At 69.3% G+C, this 20,412-nt stretch carries 20 protein-coding genes and 1 pseudogene; 14 read left to right on the forward strand and 7 right to left on the reverse strand.

Annotated elements, in window-relative coordinates; genetic code table 11:
• From ACQY8B_RS25585 to ACQY8B_RS25595, 3 genes are all read right to left on the reverse strand, one after another.
• Entirely contained in the window at positions 1-1,581 is a 1,581-nt protein-coding gene (locus ACQY8B_RS25585) for an alpha/beta hydrolase family protein (protein WP_422084499.1), read from the reverse strand.
• Positions 1,582-1,751: 170 nt separating this feature from the next.
• Complete coding sequence (dacB, locus tag ACQY8B_RS25590; RefSeq protein WP_422084500.1) at positions 1,752-3,176, reverse strand: D-alanyl-D-alanine carboxypeptidase/D-alanyl-D-alanine endopeptidase; 1,425 nt, start codon at positions 3,174-3,176, stop codon at positions 1,752-1,754.
• Between the two features lie 7 nt (positions 3,177-3,183).
• Positions 3,184-3,771: an NUDIX domain-containing protein gene (locus ACQY8B_RS25595; RefSeq protein WP_422084501.1), complete on the reverse strand. Its 588-nt coding sequence runs from the start codon at positions 3,769-3,771 to the stop codon at positions 3,184-3,186.
• An 80-nt stretch (positions 3,772-3,851) separates the two neighbouring features.
• Between ACQY8B_RS25595 and ACQY8B_RS25600 the strand changes: the two genes are divergently transcribed.
• From ACQY8B_RS25600 to pyrF, 5 genes are all read left to right on the forward strand, one after another.
• Positions 3,852-4,616, forward strand: a complete 765-nt coding sequence (locus ACQY8B_RS25600; protein WP_422084502.1) for a DeoR/GlpR family DNA-binding transcription regulator — start codon at positions 3,852-3,854, stop codon at positions 4,614-4,616.
• 114 nt (positions 4,617-4,730) lie between these two features.
• On the forward strand, positions 4,731-5,471 hold the full coding sequence (tsaB, locus tag ACQY8B_RS25605; RefSeq protein ID WP_422084503.1) for a tRNA (adenosine(37)-N6)-threonylcarbamoyltransferase complex dimerization subunit type 1 TsaB: 741 nt from the start codon (positions 4,731-4,733) through the stop codon (positions 5,469-5,471).
• Positions 5,468-6,010 carry a ribosomal protein S18-alanine N-acetyltransferase gene (rimI, locus tag ACQY8B_RS25610; RefSeq protein WP_422084504.1) on the forward strand — a complete coding sequence of 181 codons (543 nt, stop codon included), beginning with the start codon at positions 5,468-5,470 and terminating at the stop codon, positions 6,008-6,010. Before tsaB ends, rimI begins: the two co-directional genes overlap by 4 nt.
• On the forward strand, positions 6,007-6,837 hold the full coding sequence (locus ACQY8B_RS25615; RefSeq protein ID WP_422084505.1) for a uracil-DNA glycosylase family protein: 831 nt from the start codon (positions 6,007-6,009) through the stop codon (positions 6,835-6,837). The genes rimI and ACQY8B_RS25615 overlap by 4 nt, the downstream gene beginning before the upstream one ends.
• Before the next feature lie 11 nt (positions 6,838-6,848).
• Positions 6,849-7,673, forward strand: coding sequence for an orotidine-5'-phosphate decarboxylase (gene pyrF / locus ACQY8B_RS25620; protein WP_422084506.1), 825 nt, complete (start codon positions 6,849-6,851; stop codon positions 7,671-7,673).
• A gap of 6 nt (positions 7,674-7,679) precedes the next feature.
• Here pyrF and ACQY8B_RS25625 read toward each other — a convergent pair whose 3' ends face one another.
• Positions 7,680-8,414: a helix-turn-helix domain-containing protein gene (locus ACQY8B_RS25625; RefSeq protein WP_081267402.1), complete on the reverse strand. Its 735-nt coding sequence runs from the start codon at positions 8,412-8,414 to the stop codon at positions 7,680-7,682.
• A 144-nt stretch (positions 8,415-8,558) separates the two neighbouring features.
• Between ACQY8B_RS25625 and ACQY8B_RS25630 the strand changes: the two genes are divergently transcribed.
• The 7 genes from ACQY8B_RS25630 to ACQY8B_RS25660 all read left to right on the forward strand — a co-directional run bounded on the left by ACQY8B_RS25630 (position 8,559) and on the right by ACQY8B_RS25660 (position 14,882).
• Positions 8,559-9,413 (forward strand): hypothetical protein, encoded by an 855-nt coding sequence (locus ACQY8B_RS25630; RefSeq protein ID WP_422084507.1) that lies wholly within the window; start codon positions 8,559-8,561, stop codon positions 9,411-9,413.
• 13 nt (positions 9,414-9,426) lie between these two features.
• Positions 9,427-11,388: an MFS transporter gene (locus tag ACQY8B_RS25635; RefSeq protein ID WP_422084508.1), complete on the forward strand. Its 1,962-nt coding sequence runs from the start codon at positions 9,427-9,429 to the stop codon at positions 11,386-11,388.
• A 116-nt stretch (positions 11,389-11,504) separates the two neighbouring features.
• Positions 11,505-12,014, forward strand: coding sequence for a YiaA/YiaB family inner membrane protein (locus tag ACQY8B_RS25640; protein ID WP_422084509.1), 510 nt, complete (start codon positions 11,505-11,507; stop codon positions 12,012-12,014).
• A gap of 27 nt (positions 12,015-12,041) precedes the next feature.
• Complete coding sequence (locus tag ACQY8B_RS25645) at positions 12,042-12,521, forward strand: hypothetical protein (RefSeq protein WP_422084510.1); 480 nt, start codon at positions 12,042-12,044, stop codon at positions 12,519-12,521.
• Positions 12,522-12,532: 11 nt separating this feature from the next.
• Positions 12,533-13,321 carry a DUF2145 domain-containing protein gene (locus ACQY8B_RS25650; protein ID WP_422089110.1) on the forward strand — a complete coding sequence of 263 codons (789 nt, stop codon included), beginning with the start codon at positions 12,533-12,535 and terminating at the stop codon, positions 13,319-13,321.
• A gap of 19 nt (positions 13,322-13,340) precedes the next feature.
• A complete protein-coding gene (locus tag ACQY8B_RS25655) occupies positions 13,341-14,378 on the forward strand; it encodes a serine endopeptidase (protein ID WP_422084511.1) in 1,038 nt (345 codons plus the stop codon).
• A gap of 108 nt (positions 14,379-14,486) precedes the next feature.
• On the forward strand, positions 14,487-14,882 hold the full coding sequence (locus tag ACQY8B_RS25660) for a DUF3597 domain-containing protein (protein WP_422084512.1): 396 nt from the start codon (positions 14,487-14,489) through the stop codon (positions 14,880-14,882).
• Positions 14,883-15,009: 127 nt separating this feature from the next.
• On the opposite strand, the pseudogene ACQY8B_RS25665 reads toward ACQY8B_RS25660, so the two are convergent.
• The 3 genes and pseudogenes from ACQY8B_RS25665 to queA all read right to left on the reverse strand — a co-directional run bounded on the left by ACQY8B_RS25665 (position 15,010) and on the right by queA (position 18,095).
• A pseudogene (locus ACQY8B_RS25665) lies at positions 15,010-15,791 on the reverse strand (SDR family NAD(P)-dependent oxidoreductase).
• 77 nt (positions 15,792-15,868) lie between these two features.
• Positions 15,869-17,041: a tRNA guanosine(34) transglycosylase Tgt gene (gene tgt / locus ACQY8B_RS25670; RefSeq protein ID WP_422084514.1), complete on the reverse strand. Its 1,173-nt coding sequence runs from the start codon at positions 17,039-17,041 to the stop codon at positions 15,869-15,871.
• Positions 17,042-17,051: 10 nt separating this feature from the next.
• The gene (gene queA / locus ACQY8B_RS25675; protein WP_422084515.1) at positions 17,052-18,095 is read right to left on the reverse strand and encodes a tRNA preQ1(34) S-adenosylmethionine ribosyltransferase-isomerase QueA; all 1,044 of its coding nucleotides are present in this window, start codon (positions 18,093-18,095) and stop codon (positions 17,052-17,054) included.
• 147 nt (positions 18,096-18,242) lie between these two features.
• Between queA and ACQY8B_RS25680 the strand changes: the two genes are divergently transcribed.
• A complete protein-coding gene (locus ACQY8B_RS25680; RefSeq protein WP_422084516.1) occupies positions 18,243-18,917 on the forward strand; it encodes a DUF4166 domain-containing protein in 675 nt (224 codons plus the stop codon).
• Entirely contained in the window at positions 18,914-20,410 is a 1,497-nt protein-coding gene (locus tag ACQY8B_RS25685; protein ID WP_422084517.1) for a TIGR01777 family oxidoreductase, read from the forward strand. The genes ACQY8B_RS25680 and ACQY8B_RS25685 overlap by 4 nt, the downstream gene beginning before the upstream one ends.
• The last annotated feature ends 2 nt before the right edge of the window (positions 20,411-20,412 follow it).

The following is a 20,412-nucleotide window of genomic DNA, read 5'->3' on the forward strand; positions in this document are numbered from 1 at the left end:
TCAGCTTCCGGCGGCGAGCACGCCCTGGAAGAAGCCGCGAGCCGAAGCCAGGCAGAACGGCGGCGCCAGCGTGCCGTGGTAGGCCTGTGTGACGGCCGTGGCCTTGTCGGTCGCGCTGCCCGACGTGTTCTGCGCCAGCAGGCTCTTGGCCTGCGCGAAGCCGGCGCGGGCGGCTGAGTAAGCGTCGTTCGCGCCCGAATCCTCCAGGTCGACCACCGTCAGCGCGGCAGCGGGCATGCCTTTGGCGCGGAAGTAGCCGGCGGTGGCGCGGGTGCTGGCGAAGTTCACCGTCGGGTCGTTGGCGCCGCCGCACATCAACACCGGCTTGGCCGGTACCCAGTTGCGCAGGTCGTTCGCCACCGCCGCCCTGCGAAAGCCCGTGGTCGGCTTGCAGTCCAGCGGCGTGGCCGTGCCCACCGAGGCCGCCGTGGTCGGCAGCGCGTTGCCGGCGCAGGGATTCGACTGGATGTCGCTCGCCGCCTGCGTCAGGTAGCTCTGGCGGATCAGGTTGTTGGCGCCGTAGAAGATCGACAGCTGCGGATTCAGCGGACCCGGCACCGCGTCGGCCGGGAACAGCGCCAGCTGCGGCAGCTTGCCGTTCTGGAACAGCGTGGCGATGGGGGTGTTGCTCGGCAGCAGGGTGTCGATGCCGCTGGCGTACTGGTTCTCGTAGACGTCGGTGGTGGCGTTGTAGACATTGCCGAACTGCTGCTGCCAGCTGGTCGTCAGCAGCGGCACGAAGAGGGTGGCGCCCAGCGCCGGCCAGCCTTCGAAGGTGTAGTCGGTCAGCAGGCTGATGGCCGAGGGCGCCGACAGGGGCGCCGCCGCCGTCACCGTCTTGCCGGTGGCCTGCATCTCGCGGTGCGCCGCCATCGCGACGTAGCCGCCCTGCGAATAGCCGGTGATGAACAGCGACCCCGCATCCGTGGCGCCGATGTCGCCGAAGGTCTTGCGCGCCGCGGTGAGCGCATCGACCATGTCCTTGCCCTGCTGGTCGCCGTTCAGATACGGGTGGTAGGGCAGCGTCGACTTGTCGTAGCCCGCGTAGTTGGGCGCCACCACGATGTAGCCCTGCGCCGCGAACATGGCCGCGACCAGCAGGCCCTCGCCGGCGGCCGGCTGGGTGGTGTCGGTCCATTTCGCCAGGTTGTAGTTGCGTGCCGGCGTGGTGCCGTGCGCATAGAGCACCACCGGCCGCGCGCCGCTGCAGGCCACGTCGCTGCCCGTGGGCACCATGATCGCGGCGGTGGCGTTGGTGGCTTCGTTCTTGCCGCCGATGGTGCGGTATTCGAGGTAGCGCAGGTCGATGCCGCACTTGGGCGCGCCGGCCACCTGCAGCAGCGCCTTGCCCTGGTCGCTGGCCTGCAGGCTGGTATTGAACTGGGCAGCGGTCAGGTTGGCAGTCTGCGCGGGCGGCCCGGAGACGACCGAGCCGCGCCCGGTGTCGCTGCCGCCGCCACCGGGCAGCAGCCCGCCGAAACCGATTCCCCCGCCGTCCCCACCACCGCCGCAGGCGGTCAAAAGCAGGGCGACGCCCGCGAGCGCGAGCGCCGGTGCGGGAATGTGCAGCGGTCTTTTCATTGGGAATGTCTCCTGCGTGGATGTTTGTTGTCGTGCCGGAGGGCCGAAACGAACGGTCGTTCGCATGACCCGACGCGATTTTGCGCAGGGGCGGGGCCTGCGCGCAAGCGGCGCACCCCGGTAGATTTTTTCAGTACACCGCTGTAGTGGTCCGGCGGCACGGACGCAGGTCAGTCCTGCGAGGCCCAGTCGACCAGCGCGTCGAACGCGGCGCGCGCGGCCACCGCGTTCTCGGCATTGGCGATGGCCACCAGCACGTAGCGCCGGCCGCTCGCGCCGTCCACGAAGCCGGCCACGCCAGAGGCGTCGCGCAGGGTGCCGGTCTTCAGGTGGGCCGAGCCGCCCGAGCGCAGCGTGCGCTTCTTCAGCGTGCCGTCCACGCCCATGGCCGGCAGCGAGGAGACCAGCTCCGGCATCACCGGCGAGCGCCATGCCACCTGCAGCATCTTGCCGAGCGCGGCCGCGCTGATGCGCTCGTCGCGCGACAGGCCCGAGCCGTTCTCGAACACCGGCTGCGCCTCGCCCGTGCCGATGCGGTCGCGCCACCACTGGCCCAGCGCGGTGCGCGAGGCCTCGAAGGTGCCGCGGTTCTTCTGCGTGAGCCCGATCGTGAGGAACAACTGCTGCGCCATCACGTTGTTGCTGTACTTGTTGATGTCGCGCACCACCTCGGCCAGCGGCGGCGACTCGAACTCGAAGGCCGGCTTCAGCCCCGCCGGCACGCGCCCTTCGCGCATCTGCCCGCCGACGCGACCGCCCATCTCGGCCCACATGCCGCCGATGGCGCGCAGGCTGTAGGTGCGCGGGTCGGCATACGCCACGGCCCAGCTCTTCTCGCCGCAGCCGGCGGGGAAGCCGCCGTTGAAGCGGATGCGGTTCACGTCGGTGAAGTCGGCGCGCAGCGTGGTGCGCCAGTCGCCGCATTCGCCGGGCACCAGCGGCACCGTGGCCGGCATTGCCACGCTGGCCAGCGGGGGCTCGTAGTTCACGCGGGCGAACTGCCCCGCGCGGTCGGGCGCGAAGCTCATGTTGACCGACTTGAAGTTGACCAGCAGCGCGTCGGGCGAGGCGTTGTACGGGCGCAGCGGCTCGCCGTCGAAGGCGGCCGGGTCGCCCTCGACCGTGTTCTCGAAGGCGCTGCGGTCGATGACGATGTCGCCGCTCACCGTGGTGATGCCCAGCCCCTGCACGTGGCGCAGCAGCAGCCACATGCGTTCGAGCACCAGCTTCGGGTCGCCCTGGCCCTTGATGTAGAGGTTGCCGTTGAGCACGCCGTTGCTCACCGTGCCGTCGGTGTAGACCGGAGTGGTCCAGTTGTAGGCCGGCCCGAGCAGGTCGAGCGCGGCGTAGGTCGTCACCAGCTTCATGATCGACGCCGGGTTCACCGGCACCTGCGTGCGCCAGGCCAGGCGCGGCGGGCGGCTGCCGTCGGCATCGGCCACCAGCATCGTCACCGCCTCGCGCGGCACCTTGGCGCGGGCGAGGGCGGCGTCGACCTGGGTCGGCAAGGCTTGCTGGGCGAGGGCGGCGCCGGCCGGGGCCAGCATCGCGACGAGGGTCAGTGCGCGAGCGGCGCGGCGGGAGGCGAGAGGCATGCGCCCATTATCCCGGCGCGAAAAGATGCAGCTTCGCGTGGTACAGCAGCATCACCGTCTTGGCGTCGGCGATGCGGCCGTCGGCCACCATGGCCAGCGCCTCGTCGATGTCCAGCTCCAGCACCTCGATGTCCTCGCCTTCCTCGGCCAGCCCGCCGCCCGCGCCGACGCGCATCGAGGACTCGTAGGGCGCGACGAAGAAGTGCAGCTTCTCGGTCACCGAGCCGGGGCTCATGAAGCTCTCGAAGATCTTGCGCACCTCGCCCAGCCGATAGCCGAGTTCTTCCTCGACCTCGGCGCGAATGCGCTCTTCAGGCGCCGCGTCGTCGAGCAGGCCGGCCGCCGCCTCGATCAGCAGGTCGTCATGGCCGTTGACGAAGGCCGGGTAGCGGAACTGGCGCACCAGCAGCACCGTGCGCCGCGCGAGGTTGTACGGCAGCAGCGTGGCACCGTTGCCGCGGTCGTAGGTCTCGCGGTGCATGCGCTGCCACTGGCCGTCGTTGCGCCGCCAGTCGAAGGCGGTGGTGCGCAGCGTGTACCAGTTGTCGGAAAGCAGGGTGACTTCGTGCACCCGGACGCGGTCTTGGAGTGTCATGGGCGGCGAGCATATGTGCATGTTCGTGCAATAACAAGAAAATTCGTGCAGAAAGCGTGCAGGCCCGATACCATCGGCCGATGCTCACCAGCCAGCGCAAGCAACACATCCTTTCGGTCCTGCGGCGCGACGGCAACGTCGTCGCCAAGGCGCTCAGCGAAGAACTCGGCCTGTCGGAAGACACGCTGCGCCGCGACCTGCGCGAAATGGCCGCCGAAGGCCTGCTGCAGCGCGTGCACGGAGGTGCCTTGCCGCTGGCGCCGGCCGAAGCCGATTTCGCGGGTCGCCAGCAGCTGGCCTCCGGCGAGAAGGTCGCCATCGGCCGCGCCGCCGCGCGTCTGGTGAAGCCGGGCCAGGTGGTGTTCATCGACGGCGGCACCACCGCCGTGCAGCTCGCGCGCCACCTGCCGCTCACCTTGCAGGCCACGGTGGTCACGCACAGTCCGTCGGTGGCGGTCGAGCTGGTGTCGCATGCCGGCATCGAGGTGGTGCTGATCGGCGGGCGCCTCTTCAAGCACTCGGTGGTGGCCGTGGGTTCGGCGGCGATGGCGGCCATTTCGCGCATTCACGCCGACATGTATTTCATGGGCGTCACCGGCGTGCACGCCGAGGCCGGCCTGACCACCGGCGACCTCGAGGAAGCCGAGATCAAGCGCGCCCTGATGGCCGCGTCGGCCGAGACGGTGGTGCTGGCCTCGTCCGAGAAGCTGGGCGCGGCCTCGGCCTGGGTGGTCAACCCGGTCACCTCGGCCACCACGCTGCTGGTATCGCCGGATGCGCCCGCCAGGGCGCTGGCGCCGCTGCGCAAGGCCGGGCTGGCCGTGCTGCTGAGCGAAAAGGCCTGATATCGCAGGGTGGCGACCGGGATTGACCGCCCCTCGATAATCGGGGCATGCCTCTTTCGCCCCGCTTCTTTCTCCGCCCGCCCGCCGCGGGCGCGGCCCCGGGGTGTCCCGCCAATGTCTAGATTGCTGGCCTTCGACACGAGCACAGAGCACCTGTCGGTCGCGGTGCTGCACGGCGAGCGGCTGCTGGCCCACAACGGCGTGGGCGGCGCGCAGGCCTCGACCACGCTGCTGCCGCTGATCCAGCAACTGCTGGGCGAAGCCGGGCTGGTGCTGGCCGAGCTGGACGCGATCGTCTTCGGCCGCGGCCCCGGCTCGTTCACCGGCCTGCGCACCGCCTGCTCGGTGGCCCAGGGGCTGGCCTTCGGCGCCGGCGTGCCGCTGCTGCCGGTCGACACCCTGCTGGCCGTGGCCGAGGAAGCGCGCCATGCCTTCGGCGCGCAGCAGGTGGTGGCGGTGCTCGACGCCCGCATGGACCAGCTCTACGCCGCGCGCTACGACTTCTCTGCCGCCGGCCCTCTGGGCGGTCTGGGCGGTCTGGGTGGTGACGACGAGCCCCTGCTGCTGTCGCCCGACGCCCTCGAAGTGCCCGCCGGCTACGCGCTGGCCGGCAACGCCTTCGCCGCCTACGGCCCGCGCCTGGCGCCGGCCGCCGCCCGCCACGAGGCCCTGCCGACCGCCACCGCCATGCTGCGGCTCGCGCCCGCGCTGCTCGCGGCCGGCCGCACCGTGCCCGCGGCACAGGCCTGGCCGCTCTATGTTCGCGATAAAGTGGCACAGACCACCGAAGAGCGCGCCGCCATCAAGGCGGCCGCGGCATCGGCGGCAGCAGCAGCCCCTTCCAGCCACGCATGAGCGCCGTCCTCCAGCCCGTCGAAGCCCGCCTCGAACCGCTCACCATCGAGCGGATCGACGCTGTCTGCGCGGTGGAGCAGACGGCCTACAGCCACCCCTGGACGCGCGCCAACTTCACCGACTCCATGGCCGTGGGCTACCACTGCCAGTGCCTGCTGGCGCCCGGCGTGGCGCAGGGCGTCACGTCGCCCGTCACCAGCCTGGGCGAAACGCTCATCGGCTACTTCGTGGCCATGAAGGGCGTCGACGAGGTGCATCTGCTGAACATCACCGTGGCCCCGGCCTTCCAGCGCCAGGGCTGGGCGCCGCTCATGCTGGAGGCGCTGGGCGGCTGGTCGCGCGGCGAGGGCGCGCAGTGGCTGTGGCTCGAAGTGCGCCAGAGCAACCAGCGCGCGCTCGACATCTACGTGCGGCAGGGTTTCCGCAGCGTGGGCGTGCGCAAGGGCTACTACCCGGCCCATGACGGCAAGCGCGAGGACGCGGTCGTCATGAGCCTGCGATTGAACGAAACAGGCACCGCCTGGGGAGCCTTGCGATGAGCGCGGTGCAGACATTGAAGCTCGACGCGCGCCAGCGCGCGATGCTCGACGAAATGGGCGTGAAGGTCTGGTGGCCCGTGCCCCAGGTGGTGGAAGCCGAGCCCGAACCCGTGCCGGTGCAGGCCGCGCCCGAAGCCGGGCCGCCCGACGACGAGGAATACATCCCGAGCGCCGAGGAGCGCATGGAGGCGGAAATGCCCGTCTCCGCGCCACGCCCGCCGCGCGCGCCGGTCGCCCGGCCCGTGGCGGCACCCGCGCCGGCTGCGCGCCCCGCACCCGCCGCCCCGGCGTCGATGGGCGCCGCCGTGCTGCTCGAGGCGCCCTGCCGCCTCTATGCCGATGCTGGAGATGTGGCCGAGACGCAAGGCGGCTGGCTGGTCGTCGCCGACATGCCGCCCGAGGCCGACGGCCGCCACGGCGAGCCCTTCGCGGGCGACGCCGGCCGCCTGCTCGACAACATGCTGCGCGCCCTGAAGCTGCACGACGGCAAGACGCCCGTGCACCTCATGCGCACCCACCGCGGCGTGGCCGCCGGCCAGCCCGGCAGCCCGCGCCCCATGGCCGAGGCCTTCGGCGAGCACGCCGCGGCGCTCGCGCCCCGCGTCGTGCTGGCGATGGGCCCGCTGGCTGCGCAGAGCCTGATGCAAAGCGGCGATCCGCTGGGCAAGCTGCGCGGCCGCGCGGTGCCGCTGGCTATGACCGGTGAGCCCGGCGCGGCGGTGGTCGTGGCGACCTATCACCCGGCCTACCTGCTGCGCAACCCGGCCGACAAGGCCCGCGCCTGGGCCGACCTCTGCCTGGCGGCCGAGCAGCACACGCCCGCCTAAAATCACGGCCCATGACTTTCCTCGACAAGCTGGCCGCCGCACAGCAAAAAAACGGTTCGTTGCTCTGCGTGGGGCTCGATCCCGAGCCGGCCAAATTCCCGGGGCAATTCAAGGGCGACGCCAGCCGCATCTTCGATTTCTGCGCGCGCATCGTCGACGCGACGGCCGACCTGGTCATCGCATTCAAGCCCCAGATCGCCTATTTCGCGGCCCACCGCGCCGAAGCCCAGCTCGAGCAGCTCATGGAGCACATGCGCCGCAACGCGCCTGACGTGCCCGTGATCCTCGACGCCAAGCGCGGCGACATCGGCTCCACCGCCGAGCAGTACGCGCTGGAAGCCTTCGAGCGCTACGGCGCCGACGCGGTCACGCTGTCGCCCTTCATGGGCTTCGATTCGGTGGCGCCCTACCTCAAGCACGAGGGCAAGGGCGCTTTCCTGCTGTGCCGCACCAGCAACCCTGGCGGCTCCGACTTGCAGGGCCAGCGCCTGGCGGACGTCGAGGGCCAGCCTTTCCTGTACGAGCACGTGGCCAGGCTGGCGCAGGGCCCGTGGAACCTCAATGGCCAGCTCGGGCTGGTGGTGGGCGCGACCTACCCGGCGGAAATCGAGCGCGTGCGCGAACTCGCGCCGACCGTGCCGCTGCTGATTCCCGGCGTCGGTGCCCAGGGCGGCGACGCCGTCGCCACGGTGCGCGCCGGCTGGCGTGCCGATGCGCCGATCATCGTGAACTCGTCGCGGGCCATCATCTACGCGTCGTCGGGCGACGACTTCGCGGAAGCGGCCAAGAACGCCGCGCGCACCACGCGCGACGCGCTGGAAGCCGCCAAGCCCTGAGCCCCGTCAGTTCCGGCGCAGGCGGGTGAAAAGCTCGAATTCCCAGTTGCGCATGCCCAGCAGCAGGGTGTAGCCCTCGCGGTCCTTGGCCGACAGCTTCTGGTCGGTCTGGTGCTGCTGCGCGAAGTCTTGCGCTACGCGCTGCAGGCGCTCCAGGAAGGCCGGTGCCAGCGAGCGGCTGATCGAGCCGTGCACCAGCAGCAGCCCTTCGGCGGGGCCGTCGAAGCCGCCCCGGTAGTAGTCGAGCACCACGTTCTCGCGGAAGAATTCCATCACCGGGCCGTGCGGGCGCCAGCGGAAAGTCTTGGCCAGCTTCAGGCGATACCGGTTCAGCGGCCGCAGCTCGATGATGCCGATGCGGTCCAGCTGCGCCAGGCAGCCGATGCACTCGGCCTCGCTGATGCGGTAGGCCGCCACGATCTGCTCCAGCGTCCACTGGCTCAGCACGCTGATGGCCACCAGCAGCAGTTTCTTGTCCTTGACCACGGCCTTTTCCTGCTCGTGCGTCAGCTCCTTCAGCAGCGGCTGGGCGTCGGCCACGCGGCGGGCGAGTTCTGCGAAATCGATCTTCAGTGCGCGGCAGATGGCGTCTACGCGCGACAGCGGCATGTCGCTCTTGGCCAGCATCCGCTTGACGCTGGATTCGGCCATGTCGAGCGACCGCGCCAGGTCGGCGTAGGTCATGCGCGCACTTTTGAGTTCGTTCTTGAGGGCTTGGACGAGGTCGACGGTGGTGCTCATCGTTCGAGCGTACACGGGCACAGGGAAGTATCAGTTGGAGATACCACCGGGTGTGAATTAGTACCTCGTATCGATTCTCGATGCCTGTGGAGGGGGCTGGACCCTAAATTCCGCGCCACGTACCGACCACCACCGAGAAACGCCATGCCTCTGCCCTCTCTCAGCCGCCGCGAACGCGGGTTGCTTTTCACCCTGGCCCTGCTCACGGCGATCGCCGTCTTCGGCCCGGCGCTGCCGGCGGCCGACGTCGCCATCGCTACCGTTTTCGCCGACGACCGCGCCTGGCACGGCCTGCCGAACGCGATGGACGTGCTCAGCAACATTCCGTTCGTCGTGGTCGGTATCTGGGGCCTGTACCGGTTGAACCGCATCGACCGCTCGCACCAGCAGGCGCTGTCGGCCTTTCCGCTGGCGCCGCCGGCCAGCGACCCGCCCGACAACACGCTGGACTGCGCCTGGCTGTTCTTCGCCGGCCTGATCGCCACCGCCGCCGGCTCGGCCTTCTATCACCTGCTGCCCGACGGCCCCCGGCTCGCGGCCGACCGCGCCGGCATGGCGGTGGCCTTCGCGGGCCTGATCGGCGTGGCGGTCTGCGAGCGGGTGAGCCAGCGCGCCGGCTGGCCGGCCGCCTGGTTCGTGCTCACGGCCGGCCTGCTCTCGGCGGAGGTGTTCCAGGAAACCGGCAACGTCATGCCCTGGGCGCTGGTGCAGTTCGGCGGCATGGCGCTGGTGCTGACGCTGGCGCTGGCCACGCCGATGCGCAATTCGGTCGGTCTCAAGCTGGGCTGGGTGATCTTCTTCTACGCGGTGGCCAAGGCCTTCGAGATGGCCGACCAATCGATCTACGAGTTCTCGCAGCACACGGTTTCCGGCCACACGCTCAAGCACCTGACGGCGTCGCTCGCGGGACTGCCGCTGTTGCTGGCGCTGCGCAAACTCGAGATGCGCTGGCAAGCCGCGCTGCGGCACAATCCGGGCGCAGCCGCCGTAGCGGCCTGAGGAAATCCTTCGCATGACAACCCCCGCCGCTGCTGCAGCCCCCGCGACATCCGCCCCCCAAGAGGCCAACGCGCACGCCAACCAGTTCGCCCTCCTCAAGCAGCGGCGCTTCGCGCCTTTCTTCTGGACCCAGTTCGCTGGCGCCGCGAACGACAACCTCTTCAAGTTCGCCTTCACCGTCATGGTGACCTACCAGCTCCAGCTGAGCTGGATGCCGCCGGCCATGGCGGGCCTGGTGATCGGCGCGCTCTTCATCCTGCCGTTCCTGCTGTTCTCGGCCACCTCGGGCCAGCTGACCGACAAGTTCGACAAGACGAAGATGATCCGCTTCGTCAAGAACCTCGAGATCGCGATCATGCTGATCGCCGCCTGGGGCTTCGTCACGGCCAATGCGGTGGTGCTGCTGGGCTGCGTGTTCCTCATGGGCCTGCACTCCACGCTGTTCGGGCCGGTCAAGTTCGCCTACCTGCCGCAGGTGCTCGATCCGCGCGAGCTCACGGGCGGCAACGGCATGGTCGAGATGGGCACCTTCGTCGCCATCCTGCTGGGGCAGGTGGCGGGCGGGCTGCTGGTGGCGGTGCCGCAAATCGGCCATCTCACGGTGGCCGTGGCCTGCGTGCTGCTCGCGCTGGTGGGGCGCGGCGTGGCGCAGGCCATTCCGCGCGCGCCGGCCACCGACCCCGGGCTGGTGATCAACTGGAACCCGGTCAGCGAGACCTGGCGCAACCTGAAGCTCGCACGCGGGAACATCGTGGTGTTCCGCTCGCTGCTGGGCATTTCGTGGATGTGGTTCTTCGGCGCGGTGTTCCTGAGCCAGTTCCCCAGCTTCGCCAAGGAAGTGCTGCACGGCGACGAGCAGGTGGCGTCGCTGCTGCTGGTGGTGTTCTCGGTGGGCATCGGCGTCGGTTCGCTGCTGTGCGAGACGCTGAGCCGCCGGCAGGTGGAAATCGGCCTGGTGCCTCTGGGCGCCATCGGCATGAGCGTGTTCGCGATCGACTTGTACTTTGCCTCGCGCGGGCTGCCCAAGGTGCCCGAGATGGGCATCGGCAGCTTCGTGCACCAGGGTGCCCACTGGCGCGTGATGGCCGACCTGGCGCTGCTGTCGCTGCTCGCGGGCCTGTACAGCGTGCCGATGTACGCGCTGATCCAGCTGCGCAGCCAGCCCACGCACCGCGCGCGCATCATCGCGGCCAACAACATCCTCAATGCGCTGTTCATGATCGGCAGCTCGGTCATCGCCGGCGCGCTGCTGGGCGCGGGCTTCACCATTCCGCAGATCTTCCTGTTCACCGGCATCGCCAACGCGGTGGTGGCGTTCTACATCTTCATGCTGGTGCCCGAGTACATGCTGCGCTTCGTGGCCTGGGTGCTGTCGCGCTTCGTCTACCGCTTCGACATCAAGGGCGACGAGCACATTCCCACCGAGGGCGCGGCCGTGCTGGTGTGCAACCACGTGAGCTTCATCGACGCGGTGCTGCTGATGGCGGCGAGCCCGCGACCCATCCGCTTCATCATGGACCACCGCATCTTCAAGGTGCCGGTGCTGGGGTGGCTCTTCAGGCTGGCCAAGGCGATTCCCATCGCCCCGCAGAAGGAAGACCCGGCGGCCTATGAAGCCGCCTTTGCCAAGGCGCTGGGCGTGCTGCGCGAGGGCGACCTGCTCGCCATCTTCCCCGAGGGCGCGATCACGCGCGACGGCACGCTGCAGCCTTTCAAGGGCGGCGTGATGAAGATCGTCGACAGCGCGCGCGCCGAAGGCATCGAGCCGCCGGTGATCCCGATGGCGCTGACCAACCTCTGGGGCTCGTACTTCAGCCGCATCGAGCTGCGCGGCGGCGAGCGCGTGGCCATGGCCAAGCCATTCCGCCGCGGTTTCTTCAGCCGCGTCGGCCTGAACGTGGGCGCGGCCGTGCCGTCGTCCGAGGTTCAGCCCGAGTCGCTGCGCCAGCGCGTGAGCGGCCTGCTCGGCGCGTAAAAGTACCGCTCTGAGATACCGGCGGCGCTGCAAACCGCCACCGGTGCAAGCATTCAAGCCCCGCGGTGCGGGAGCGAACCATCATTCGCTCACCTTCACTACGCCGCGAGGCACACATGCAACCCCTTTCATCCTCGACCGTTTCCATCCAGCGCGACACGCGGGCCTGGCAGTTCCTGACCTGGGCCTCGTTCGCGATCGCCGTCTTCCTGTGCGCCACCGGCTTGAGCTGGCTGCCGGGGCAGGCGCTGGACCGGGCGTTCATGGTGATGGGCTACGTGTTCTGCCTGAGCACCGCCTTCATGCTGGCCAAGTTCATCCGCGACGGCGAGCAGGCCGCCGCCGGCCTCTCGGCGGGCCGCGACGTGCCCATGTGGCGCCTGGTCGTCTGGGGCAGCTTCTTCACCGCGATGGCCCTGACCGGCTGGGGCCTCGTGCGCATGGAGATCAACGACGCCTACAAGGCCTTCCTGGGCGTGAGCTGGCTGTTCCTCATCAGCTCGGCCTTCACGCTGGCCAAGACCCTGCGTGACCGCCACGAAGCCGACATGGCCGAAGCCCGCCTGCAAGGCCGCCGGCTGGCCCGCGCCGAAGCCGCCGCTTCTGGTTCCTCCGCCGCCGACTAACCCGTGCCAGGCCAACGAAAGATCATCATGAAGAAGTCCATTGCCGCTGTCCTCGTCGCCGCATGCACCGCCTTCGCCGGCGTCTCGGCCCCCTTGCAGGCACAGGCCCAGAGCGACGCCTCCACGGCCATCTCGCTGATGCCGGTGGCCTCCGTCCTCGTCACGGCCTCGGCCGTGGGTGCTTCGGCGGACTCTGTCGGCGGGGTGGCCAAGGCCTCGGCGGCGCTGCCCGCCGCGCTGTCGGTGGCCGGCTCCGTGCTCACCGTGGTCGCGGTCGAAGCCTCGGCCGACGGCACGGTCTACGTGCTGGAGCGTGCTTCGGACGGCGCGCGCGCCAGCATCAGGGTGGCGGGGCGCGCCGCCAACGGCGTGTCGGCTGCCGTGGGCACCGGCGTCACCGTCAGCGTGATCGGCTCGGGCGTCGTGCTCTCGGCCGCCGGCGAAGTGCTGGCCTTCGTGCCCAACGCCATCGGCCGTGCGCTGCTCTACAACGAGAGGCTCTCGTGAAGCGCGCGCTGATGGCCCAGGCCGCGCTCGGGCTTGCCCTTGTGATGGCGCTTCCGGTGCAGGCCTGGGCCGGCCGCTCCTGCGAGCAGGTCAAGCCGACGCCCGCGGTGATCGTCAAGGGCATGGAGCTGGCCGAGCGCACCTCTCGGGCGCTCGACGCCAGCGGTGCGCGCGTGGTGATCCTGGCGCGCGCCGGGCAAGACCTGGGCAAGTACGGCCTGCGCTACTCGCACCTGGGCATCGCCTACAAGACCGACGCCGGCCCGTGGCGCGTGGTGCACAAGCTCAACCAGTGCGGCACCGCGGTGGCGTCCGTGTACCGCCAGGGGCTCGGCGAGTTCTTCCTCGACGACTTGTGGCGCTACGAGGCGGCCTGGGTCGTGCCCACGCCGGCCGTGCAGGCGCAGCTGATGGCCGCGCTGGAAGAGCCGCCCGCGCGCATCGTGCGGATGAACGTGGCGCCCTACAGCATCGTGAGCTACGCCTGGGGCCGGAAGTACCAGCAGTCGAACCAGTGGGCCGTCGAGACGCTGGCCGCCGCGATGGAGCCCTCCACCATCGGCAATCGTGCGCAGGCGCAGGCGTGGATGCAGTTCAAGGGCTACGAGCCCACCACGCTGAAGCTCGGGCCGCTCACGCGGCTGGGCGGGCGCGTGACCTCGGCCAACGTGGCCTTCGACGACCACCCGAACGACAAGCGCTTCAGCGACCGCATCGAGACGGTGACGGTCGACTCCGTGTTCGCCTGGCTGCCGCGTGCCGGCCTGGGCGCCGCGCCGGTGACGCTGAAGCTTCAATGAACAGGAACGGGACAACGACATGAGCAAATCCCTGCGCCTTTCCGAAAAATGGTTCCGCCGCGGCCTCTGGCTGGTGGCCTTCGTGTTCGCCAGCTTCCTCATCGGGCTGGGCAGCACCATCGTGGGCGACCTGCCGCAGGTCGAGCGCGTGCGCGGCATCGACGACTTCATCGACCTGCGCGCCGCGCAGCCGCTTCGCGCGACCATCGCGGCCTCGGAAGCCACCGAGCTGAAGGCCGCGCGCGACCTCGACCAGATACGCCTGCAGCTGCAGGCTGCGCAACAGGCCAATGCCAATGCGCGCGAGACCTTCGGCAACTGGCTCGCCACGCGCCGTGCCACCGCGCAGCCCGACCAGGACACCGAGCTCATCGCGCGCACCAAGGCGCTCGACGCCTTCAAGCAGAAGGAAGAGCAGGTGCAGCGCCAGGTCAACGCGCAGCAGCAGATCACGCTCGACGCACGCCAGGCCGAGCAGCGCGCACGCACCGCGCTCGCCGACCTGGAGCGCGACGCGCAGGTGAAGCTGGAGGCCGAATACCGCCGCGTCGAGCTGCGCGTGTTTCTCTACCGGCTGGCCCTCACGCTGCCTTTGCTGGTGGTGGCCGGCTGGCTGTTCGCGAAGAAGCGCAAGAGCACCTACTGGCCCTTCGTGTGGGGCTTCATCTTCTTCGCGCTGTTCGCCTTCTTCGTCGAGCTGGTGCCCTACCTGCCGAGCTACGGCGGCTATGTGCGCTATCTGGTGGGCATCGTGCTCACGGTGCTGGTGGGGCGCTATGCCATCGTCGCGCTCAACCGCTACCTGGCGCGCCAGAAACTCGCCGAGCAGCAGCCCGACCAGGTGCGGCGCGAAGAGCTCAGCTACGACACCGCGCTGGCCCGCCTGGGCAAGAGCGTGTGCCCAGGCTGCGAGCGGCCGGTGGACCTGAAGAACGACGCGATCGACTTCTGCCCGCATTGCGGCATCGGCCTGTTCGACCACTGCGGCGTGTGCGAGACGCGCAAGAGCGCGTTCTCCAAGTTCTGCCACGCCTGCGGCACCCCGGCCGCGGCGTAGTCTGCGGATTCGGTCACGCCCCCGCGCGCCGATCGACACACCATGTAGCCGGCGCGCCGCAAGGCCGTGCTACAACGATGGATTCCCAACCCCAGACGGAGCTAAAGCATGAGCATTTTCGGCAGCATCCTTTCCAAGATCTTCCCGGGCGCCAAGGCAGCCGAGGCCCCAGCCCCTGCACCAGCCCCCACCGCCGCGGCACCGGCCGACGCACCCGCACCCGCCGTGGCCGCGCCCCCGCCCGCCATTCCGCTGGGCGACGTGGCCGCCGTGCTCGACGGCATGCCGGGCGCGAAGAACCTCAACTGGCGCACCTCCATCGTCGACCTCATGAAGCTGCTGGGCCTGGACAGCAGCCTCGAGGCACGCAAGCAGCTGGCCGCTGAACTGAGCTACGGCGAAGACACCAGCGACAGCGCCAAGATGAACATCTGGCTGCATCGCCAGGTCATGACCAAGCTGGCCGCCAACGGCGGCACGGTTCCGGCAGAGTTGCGGGACTGAGCTGGATAGTCGCTCGGAAGTTTTTCGAGAACACCGAGGAACCGGCTCTGCCGGGCCTCAGGTGTTGCCCCCGGTAGGGGGTTGGCGAAGCGACACGAAGTGCGCGTAGCCTGGGGGCGAGACCATTTCAGGTCCAGCCGGCGTCGACGACGTAGTCTTGAGCGGTGCACATGCGCGAATCGTCGGCCGCCAGGAACAGCGCCATCGCCGCGATGTCTTCCGCCATCACGCGGCCCGGCAGGCACTGCGCCGCATCGATCTCCGCACCCGATTCGGGCTTGACCCACAGCTTGATCTGCCGCTCGGTCATCACCCAGCCCGGCACGATCGAATTCACGCGGATGTTCTGCTTGCCCAGGTCGCGCGCCAGCGAACGCGTGAGGCCGCGCGCCGCCGCCTTGCAGGCCTGGTACACCGGATAGCCCTTGCCCTTGATCATCCAGCTGATCGAGCCGAAGTTGATGATCGAGCCGCCGCCCAGCGCGCGCATGTCGTCGGCCACCGCCTGCGCGGCGAAGAACTGGTGCTTGAAGTTGACGGCCACGAGGCGGTCGAAGTCGTCGCTGGTCACGTCCGCCATCTCGTGGCGGCGGTCGTTGGCGGCGTTGTTGAGTAGTACGGAGACCGGGCCGAAGCGCTGGCGCACCGCGTCGATGGCGGCGGCGAGCGCGGCCGTGTCTGTCACGTCGCAGGCACGAACAGCGCCGGGTTTTCGCCCTGCAACTGCGCCGCGAGCGCGCTGCCGGCAGCGGTGTCGAGGTCGCAGAAGCCGACCTTCGCGCGCTGCGCATGAAAGGCCCGCACCAGCGCTTCGCCGATACCGCTGGCCCCGCCGGAGATGAACACGGTGCGCCCGCTCAGCGAGGGATAGCGGGCGGTGTAGGCGGATGCGTGGGAAGCAGTGGTCATGGGAATGAACTGGCGCCGTGCGGGGAGGAAAAGCAAGCGTACCCCATCGATGCGCCGGCCGCCACGCCGGCCGGGAGCTACACGCCGCGTGCGCGCTCGGCCTTGAACCGCGCGCGGAATTCCGTGAACCTGCCCGCGTCCAGCGACTCGCGGATCTCGCTCATCAGGTTCAGGTAGTAGTGCAGGTTGTGGATGGTCGTGAGCATCGGCCCGAGCATTTCGCCGCAGCGGTCGAGGTGATGCAGGTAGGCGCGGCTGAAGCCCTCGCGCCCGCCGTCGTTCCAGCCCACGCCCGAAGTGCCCGCGCAGGCATGGCAGGTGCAGCTGGGGTCGATGGGCTGCGGGTCGCTCTTGTGGCGCGCGTTGCGCATCTTCAGGTCGCCGAAGCGTGTGAAGAGCGTGCCGTTGCGCGCATTGCGCGTGGGCATCACGCAGTCGAACATGTCGACGCCGTCGGCCACGCCCTGCACCAGGTCTTCCGGCGTGCCCACGCCCATCAGGTAGCGCGGCTTGTTCGCGGGCAGCCGGTGCGGCGTGTGGCCCATGATGTGCAGCATTTCTTCCTTGGGCTCGCCCACGCTCACGCCGCCGATGGCGTAGCCGGGGAAGTCCATGTCCACCAGCGCGGCGAGCGACTCTTCGCGCAGGTTCTCGAACATGCCGCCCTGCACGATGCCGAAGAGCGCGTTCGGGTTCTCCAGCCGGCTGAACTCGGCCTGGCAGCGCCTGGCCCAGCGCAGGCTCAGTTCCATCGAGATGCGCGCCTCGGCCTCGGTCGTGATGTGGCCCTTGGTGTCGTAGGGCGTGCACTCGTCGAACTGCATCACGATGTCGCTGTTGAGGATGGTCTGGATCTGCATCGAGACCTCGGGCGTGAGGAACAGCTTGTCGCCGTTGACGGGCGACGCGAACTTCACGCCTTCCTCGCTGATCTTGCGCATCGCGCCCAGCGACCACACCTGGAAGCCGCCCGAGTCGGTGAGGATGGGCTTGTTCCACTTCTCGAAGCCGTGCAGCCCGCCGAAGCTGGCCATCACGTCGAGGCCGGGGCGCATCCACAGGTGGAAGGTGTTGCCCAGGATGATCTGCGCGCCCATTTCTTCCAGGCTGCGCGGCATCACGCCCTTGACCGTGCCGTAGGTGCCCACCGGCATGAAGATCGGCGTCTGCACCTTGCCGTGGTTGAGCGTGAGCGTGGCGCGGCGCGCGTGGCTGTCGGGGTCGGTCTTGAGGAGTTCGAAGTTCAGCATGGTGGTCGTCTCAATCTTGTTGTCGTGCCAGCAGCATGGCGTCGCCATAACTGAAGAAGCGGTAGCGCTCGGCAATGGCGTGGGCATAAAGCCCCATCACCCGCTCATAGCCCGCGAATGCCGAGACCAGCATCATCAGCGTGCTCTTGGGCAGATGGAAGTTGGTCACCAGCAGGTCGACGTGCTCGAAGGCGAAGCCCGGGGTGATGAAGATGCGCGTGTCGCCCGATGCCTCGCCGCTCTTGGCCCAGGATTCGAGCGTGCGCACGGTGGTCGTGCCCACGGCGACGATGCGGCCGCCGCGCGCCTTGCATTCGGCAATGGCACGCTGGGTGGCCTCGGGCACCTCGTAGCGCTCGGCGTGCATGGTGTGCTCGGCGATGTTCTCGGTCTTCACCGGCTGGAAGGTGCCGGCGCCCACATGCAGCGTGACGTTGGCGCGCTGCACGCCGCGCGCTTCGAGTTCGGCCAGCAGGCCTTCGTCGAAATGCAGCGCGGCCGTGGGTGCCGCCACGGCGCCGGGCACGCGCGCGAACACGGTCTGGTAGCGGCTCTCGTCGTCGGCCGAATCGGTGTGGGTGATGTAGGGCGGCAGCGGCACGTGGCCGCAGCGCTGCATCAATGCATACGGGTCTTCGCCCGCGTCGCTCTCGAAGCCGAAGCGGAAAAGCGCCCCCTGCTCGTCGGGCCAGCGGCCCAGCAGGGTGGCGCGGAAGCCGCCGACCATGTCGAGCGTGGTGCCCACCGGCGGCTTCTTGCTGACCTTCATGTGCGCGACCACCTCGTGGCCCTGCAGCACGCGCTCGACCAGCAGTTCGAGCTTGCCGCCGGTCGGCTTCTCGCCGAACAGGCGCGCCTTGACGACGCGCGTGTCGTTGAAGACCAGCAGGTCGCCCGCGCGCAGCAGCGAGGGCAGGTTCTTGAAGATGCGGTCGACCGGAGCAGGCCCCGTGCCGTCGAGCAGGCGGGAGGAGGTGCGTTCGGTGGCCGGGTGTTGCGCCACCAGCTCGGGTGGCAGGGCGAAATCGAAATCGGAAAGCGTGAAGGCGCGCATGTTGCTTGAGGGCCGGACGGGCCCGTGCCAAGGAGGCATGGGAAAAGAAAAGAGAAAGCCGGGAGGCTGGCGGAATTGTCCCATGCCCGGAAAACGGGGCGTCGAGTCAGGGCTATCGGGGCCGTGTTGCCAAGGCAGAATCGGCGGATGCCTGATTCACATGCCGCGCGCATCGCACCCCAGCCCGGCCCTTCCGAAGGCGAGCTCTTCAAGAAGATCCTGGGGAGCAGGTGGCAGGGCCTGCACCCCGACATCCGCCGGCGCTTCGACAAGAACCCGTTGCCGGGCAAGGCGCTGCATTACCTCGGCGCGCTCAGCGAGCTGCGCTGCTCGCGCTTCGGCAAGCTGCTGGGGCACCTGACGCAGCCGATGATCCAGGGCGCGCTCATTCCCTACAGCGACGCCAATTTTCCGGTGGAGATACAGGTCTATGCCAAGCCCGAAGACCCGGCCATCTACAAGCAGCGCATCTACCGCCTGCATGGCCGCAAGCCGATCCAGTTCACCAGCTTCATGCGCGAGAGCGAGCGCGGCGAGGTGCTGGAGTACGTGGGCATGGGCCTGGGCATGAAGCTGGTGCTGAGCGTGGAAGAAAACGGCAGCCTGCATTTCCAGAGCGACGGCTACTTCTGGGACGTGCTGGGCTGGCGCATTCCGCTGCCCGGCGTGTTCACGCCCGGCAAGACCTTCCTGTGGCACCACAACGAAACGCCGGAGCGCTTCAACATCCGCATCGAGATCCGCCACTGGCTGATGGGCACCACCTTCACCCAGGTCGGCGTATTCGAGGAAGTGACTGACCCCAGGGCGGTGGCCGCATGACGATCGACACCCACCTGCTGGCGCTGCAGCTCATGGCCGCACAGGGGCTGATGGGCGCGTTCGACACGCTCTATCACCACGAAGGCACCGAGGCGCTGGCGCAGCGCAACACCGCGCGGCGCGAGCTGTCCATCCACGCGGTGCGCTCGTCGATCTACTGCGCCATGTTCATCGGGCTGTCGTCGTGGGCCTGGCACGGCGTCTGGGCCTGGGTGCTGCTCGCGGTGTTCGGCGTCGAGATCGTGCTCACGCTGTGGGACTTCGTGGTGGAAGACAGCAGCCGCCTGCTGCCGCCCACCGAGCGCGTCACGCACACGGTGCTGGCCATCAATGCCGGCGCGTTCATAGCGTTGCTTGCCATGAATGCGGTCGACTGGGCGGCGCAGCCCACTGCGCTGGTGTGGCAGCCGCAAGGTTGGCTCGGCGCCTTCCTCGCGCTGTGCGGTGTGGGCGTGGGCATTTCGGGTCTGCGCGACGGGCTGGCGGCGCGTGCGCTGTTTCGCCGCACCGCGCAGGAAGAACAGCGCACGGTCGATGCGCCGGTGCATTTCGGCAGCAAGCCGCAGCGCGTGCTGGTGACCGGCGGCACCGGCTTCATCGGCCAGCTCCTGGTGCGCCACCTGCTGGCCGACGGCCATGCGGTGACGGTGTGGACGCGCGATGCGCGCTCGGCCGCCTGGGGCTTCGGTGGCGCGGTGCGCTGCGTGCAGGCTCTCGAGCAGATCCCGGCGACGGACGATGTCGACGTGGTCATCAACCTGGCCGGCGCGCGCATCCTCGGCCAGCGCTGGAGCGAGCGGCGCCAGCGCCAGCTGATGCAAAGCCGCGCGGGCCTGACGAACACGCTGGTCGCGTGGATCGCCACGCGTGCGCGCAAGCCCTGGCTGCTGCTGTCGGGCTCGGCCATCGGCTACTACGGCGTGCAGCCGCAGGGCGACACCGCCGAGCTGGCCGAAGACGCACCGCCGCAGGGCATCTTCATGTCGAACCTGTGCCAGGCCTGGGAGCAGGCCGCGCGGGGCGCCGTTGCGCACGGCGTGCATGTGGCCTGCATGCGCTTCGGCTTCGTGCTGGGCCACCAGGGCTCGCTGCCGCAACTGCTGCTGCCCGTGGCGCTCGGCATGGGCGGTCGCCTGGGCAGCGGGCGGCAGTGGCTGTCGTGGGTGCATGTGCATGACGTGATCCGCGCGATGGCCCATGTGTGGGGCCTGGCCGAACAGGCTGGTGGCGATGCGGCGGCGGCGCAGGCTTTCAACTTCACCGCGCCCGGTGCGCTCTCGCAGGAAGAATTCACCCGCGTGGCCGCCAGCGTGATGCACCGCCCCTGCTGGATGCCGACACCCGCCGCGCCGGTCAGGCTGCTGCTGGGCGAGCAGGCCGACCTGCTGCTCGAGGGGCAGCGCGTGGCGCCCGCGCGCCTGCTGCAGACCGGGTTCCGCTTCGCGTTCCCCGATGCGCGCAGCGCCTTGACGGACCTTTGCCGCCCGCGCTAGAA

Source organism: Variovorax sp. (assembly GCF_965279555.1).
Classification (GTDB): Bacteria; Pseudomonadota; Gammaproteobacteria; order Burkholderiales; family Burkholderiaceae_C; genus Variovorax.

What these genes read in the sequence shown, in the direction of transcription:
- ACQY8B_RS25585 (WP_422084499.1), bottom strand. Translation starts at nt 1,581, where the DNA reads ATGAAAAGACCGCTGCACATTCCCGCACCGGCGCTCGCGCTCGCGGGC.
- dacB (WP_422084500.1), bottom strand. Translation starts at nt 3,176, where the DNA reads ATGCCTCTCGCCTCCCGCCGCGCCGCTCGCGCACTGACCCTCGTCGCG.
- ACQY8B_RS25595 (WP_422084501.1), bottom strand. Translation starts at nt 3,771, where the DNA reads ATGACACTCCAAGACCGCGTCCGGGTGCACGAAGTCACCCTGCTTTCC.
- ACQY8B_RS25600 (WP_422084502.1), top strand. Translation starts at nt 3,852, where the DNA reads ATGCTCACCAGCCAGCGCAAGCAACACATCCTTTCGGTCCTGCGGCGC.
- tsaB (WP_422084503.1), top strand. Translation starts at nt 4,731, where the DNA reads ATGTCTAGATTGCTGGCCTTCGACACGAGCACAGAGCACCTGTCGGTC.
- rimI (WP_422084504.1), top strand. Translation starts at nt 5,468, where the DNA reads ATGAGCGCCGTCCTCCAGCCCGTCGAAGCCCGCCTCGAACCGCTCACC.
- ACQY8B_RS25615 (WP_422084505.1), top strand. Translation starts at nt 6,007, where the DNA reads ATGAGCGCGGTGCAGACATTGAAGCTCGACGCGCGCCAGCGCGCGATG.
- pyrF (WP_422084506.1), top strand. Translation starts at nt 6,849, where the DNA reads ATGACTTTCCTCGACAAGCTGGCCGCCGCACAGCAAAAAAACGGTTCG.
- ACQY8B_RS25625 (WP_081267402.1), bottom strand. Translation starts at nt 8,414, where the DNA reads ATGAGCACCACCGTCGACCTCGTCCAAGCCCTCAAGAACGAACTCAAA.
- ACQY8B_RS25630 (WP_422084507.1), top strand. Translation starts at nt 8,559, where the DNA reads ATGCCTCTGCCCTCTCTCAGCCGCCGCGAACGCGGGTTGCTTTTCACC.
- ACQY8B_RS25635 (WP_422084508.1), top strand. Translation starts at nt 9,427, where the DNA reads ATGACAACCCCCGCCGCTGCTGCAGCCCCCGCGACATCCGCCCCCCAA.
- ACQY8B_RS25640 (WP_422084509.1), top strand. Translation starts at nt 11,505, where the DNA reads ATGCAACCCCTTTCATCCTCGACCGTTTCCATCCAGCGCGACACGCGG.
- ACQY8B_RS25645 (WP_422084510.1), top strand. Translation starts at nt 12,042, where the DNA reads ATGAAGAAGTCCATTGCCGCTGTCCTCGTCGCCGCATGCACCGCCTTC.
- ACQY8B_RS25650 (WP_422089110.1), top strand. Translation starts at nt 12,533, where the DNA reads ATGGCCCAGGCCGCGCTCGGGCTTGCCCTTGTGATGGCGCTTCCGGTG.
- ACQY8B_RS25655 (WP_422084511.1), top strand. Translation starts at nt 13,341, where the DNA reads ATGAGCAAATCCCTGCGCCTTTCCGAAAAATGGTTCCGCCGCGGCCTC.
- ACQY8B_RS25660 (WP_422084512.1), top strand. Translation starts at nt 14,487, where the DNA reads ATGAGCATTTTCGGCAGCATCCTTTCCAAGATCTTCCCGGGCGCCAAG.
- tgt (WP_422084514.1), bottom strand. Translation starts at nt 17,041, where the DNA reads ATGCTGAACTTCGAACTCCTCAAGACCGACCCCGACAGCCACGCGCGC.
- queA (WP_422084515.1), bottom strand. Translation starts at nt 18,095, where the DNA reads ATGCGCGCCTTCACGCTTTCCGATTTCGATTTCGCCCTGCCACCCGAG.
- ACQY8B_RS25680 (WP_422084516.1), top strand. Translation starts at nt 18,243, where the DNA reads ATGCCTGATTCACATGCCGCGCGCATCGCACCCCAGCCCGGCCCTTCC.
- ACQY8B_RS25685 (WP_422084517.1), top strand. Translation starts at nt 18,914, where the DNA reads ATGACGATCGACACCCACCTGCTGGCGCTGCAGCTCATGGCCGCACAG.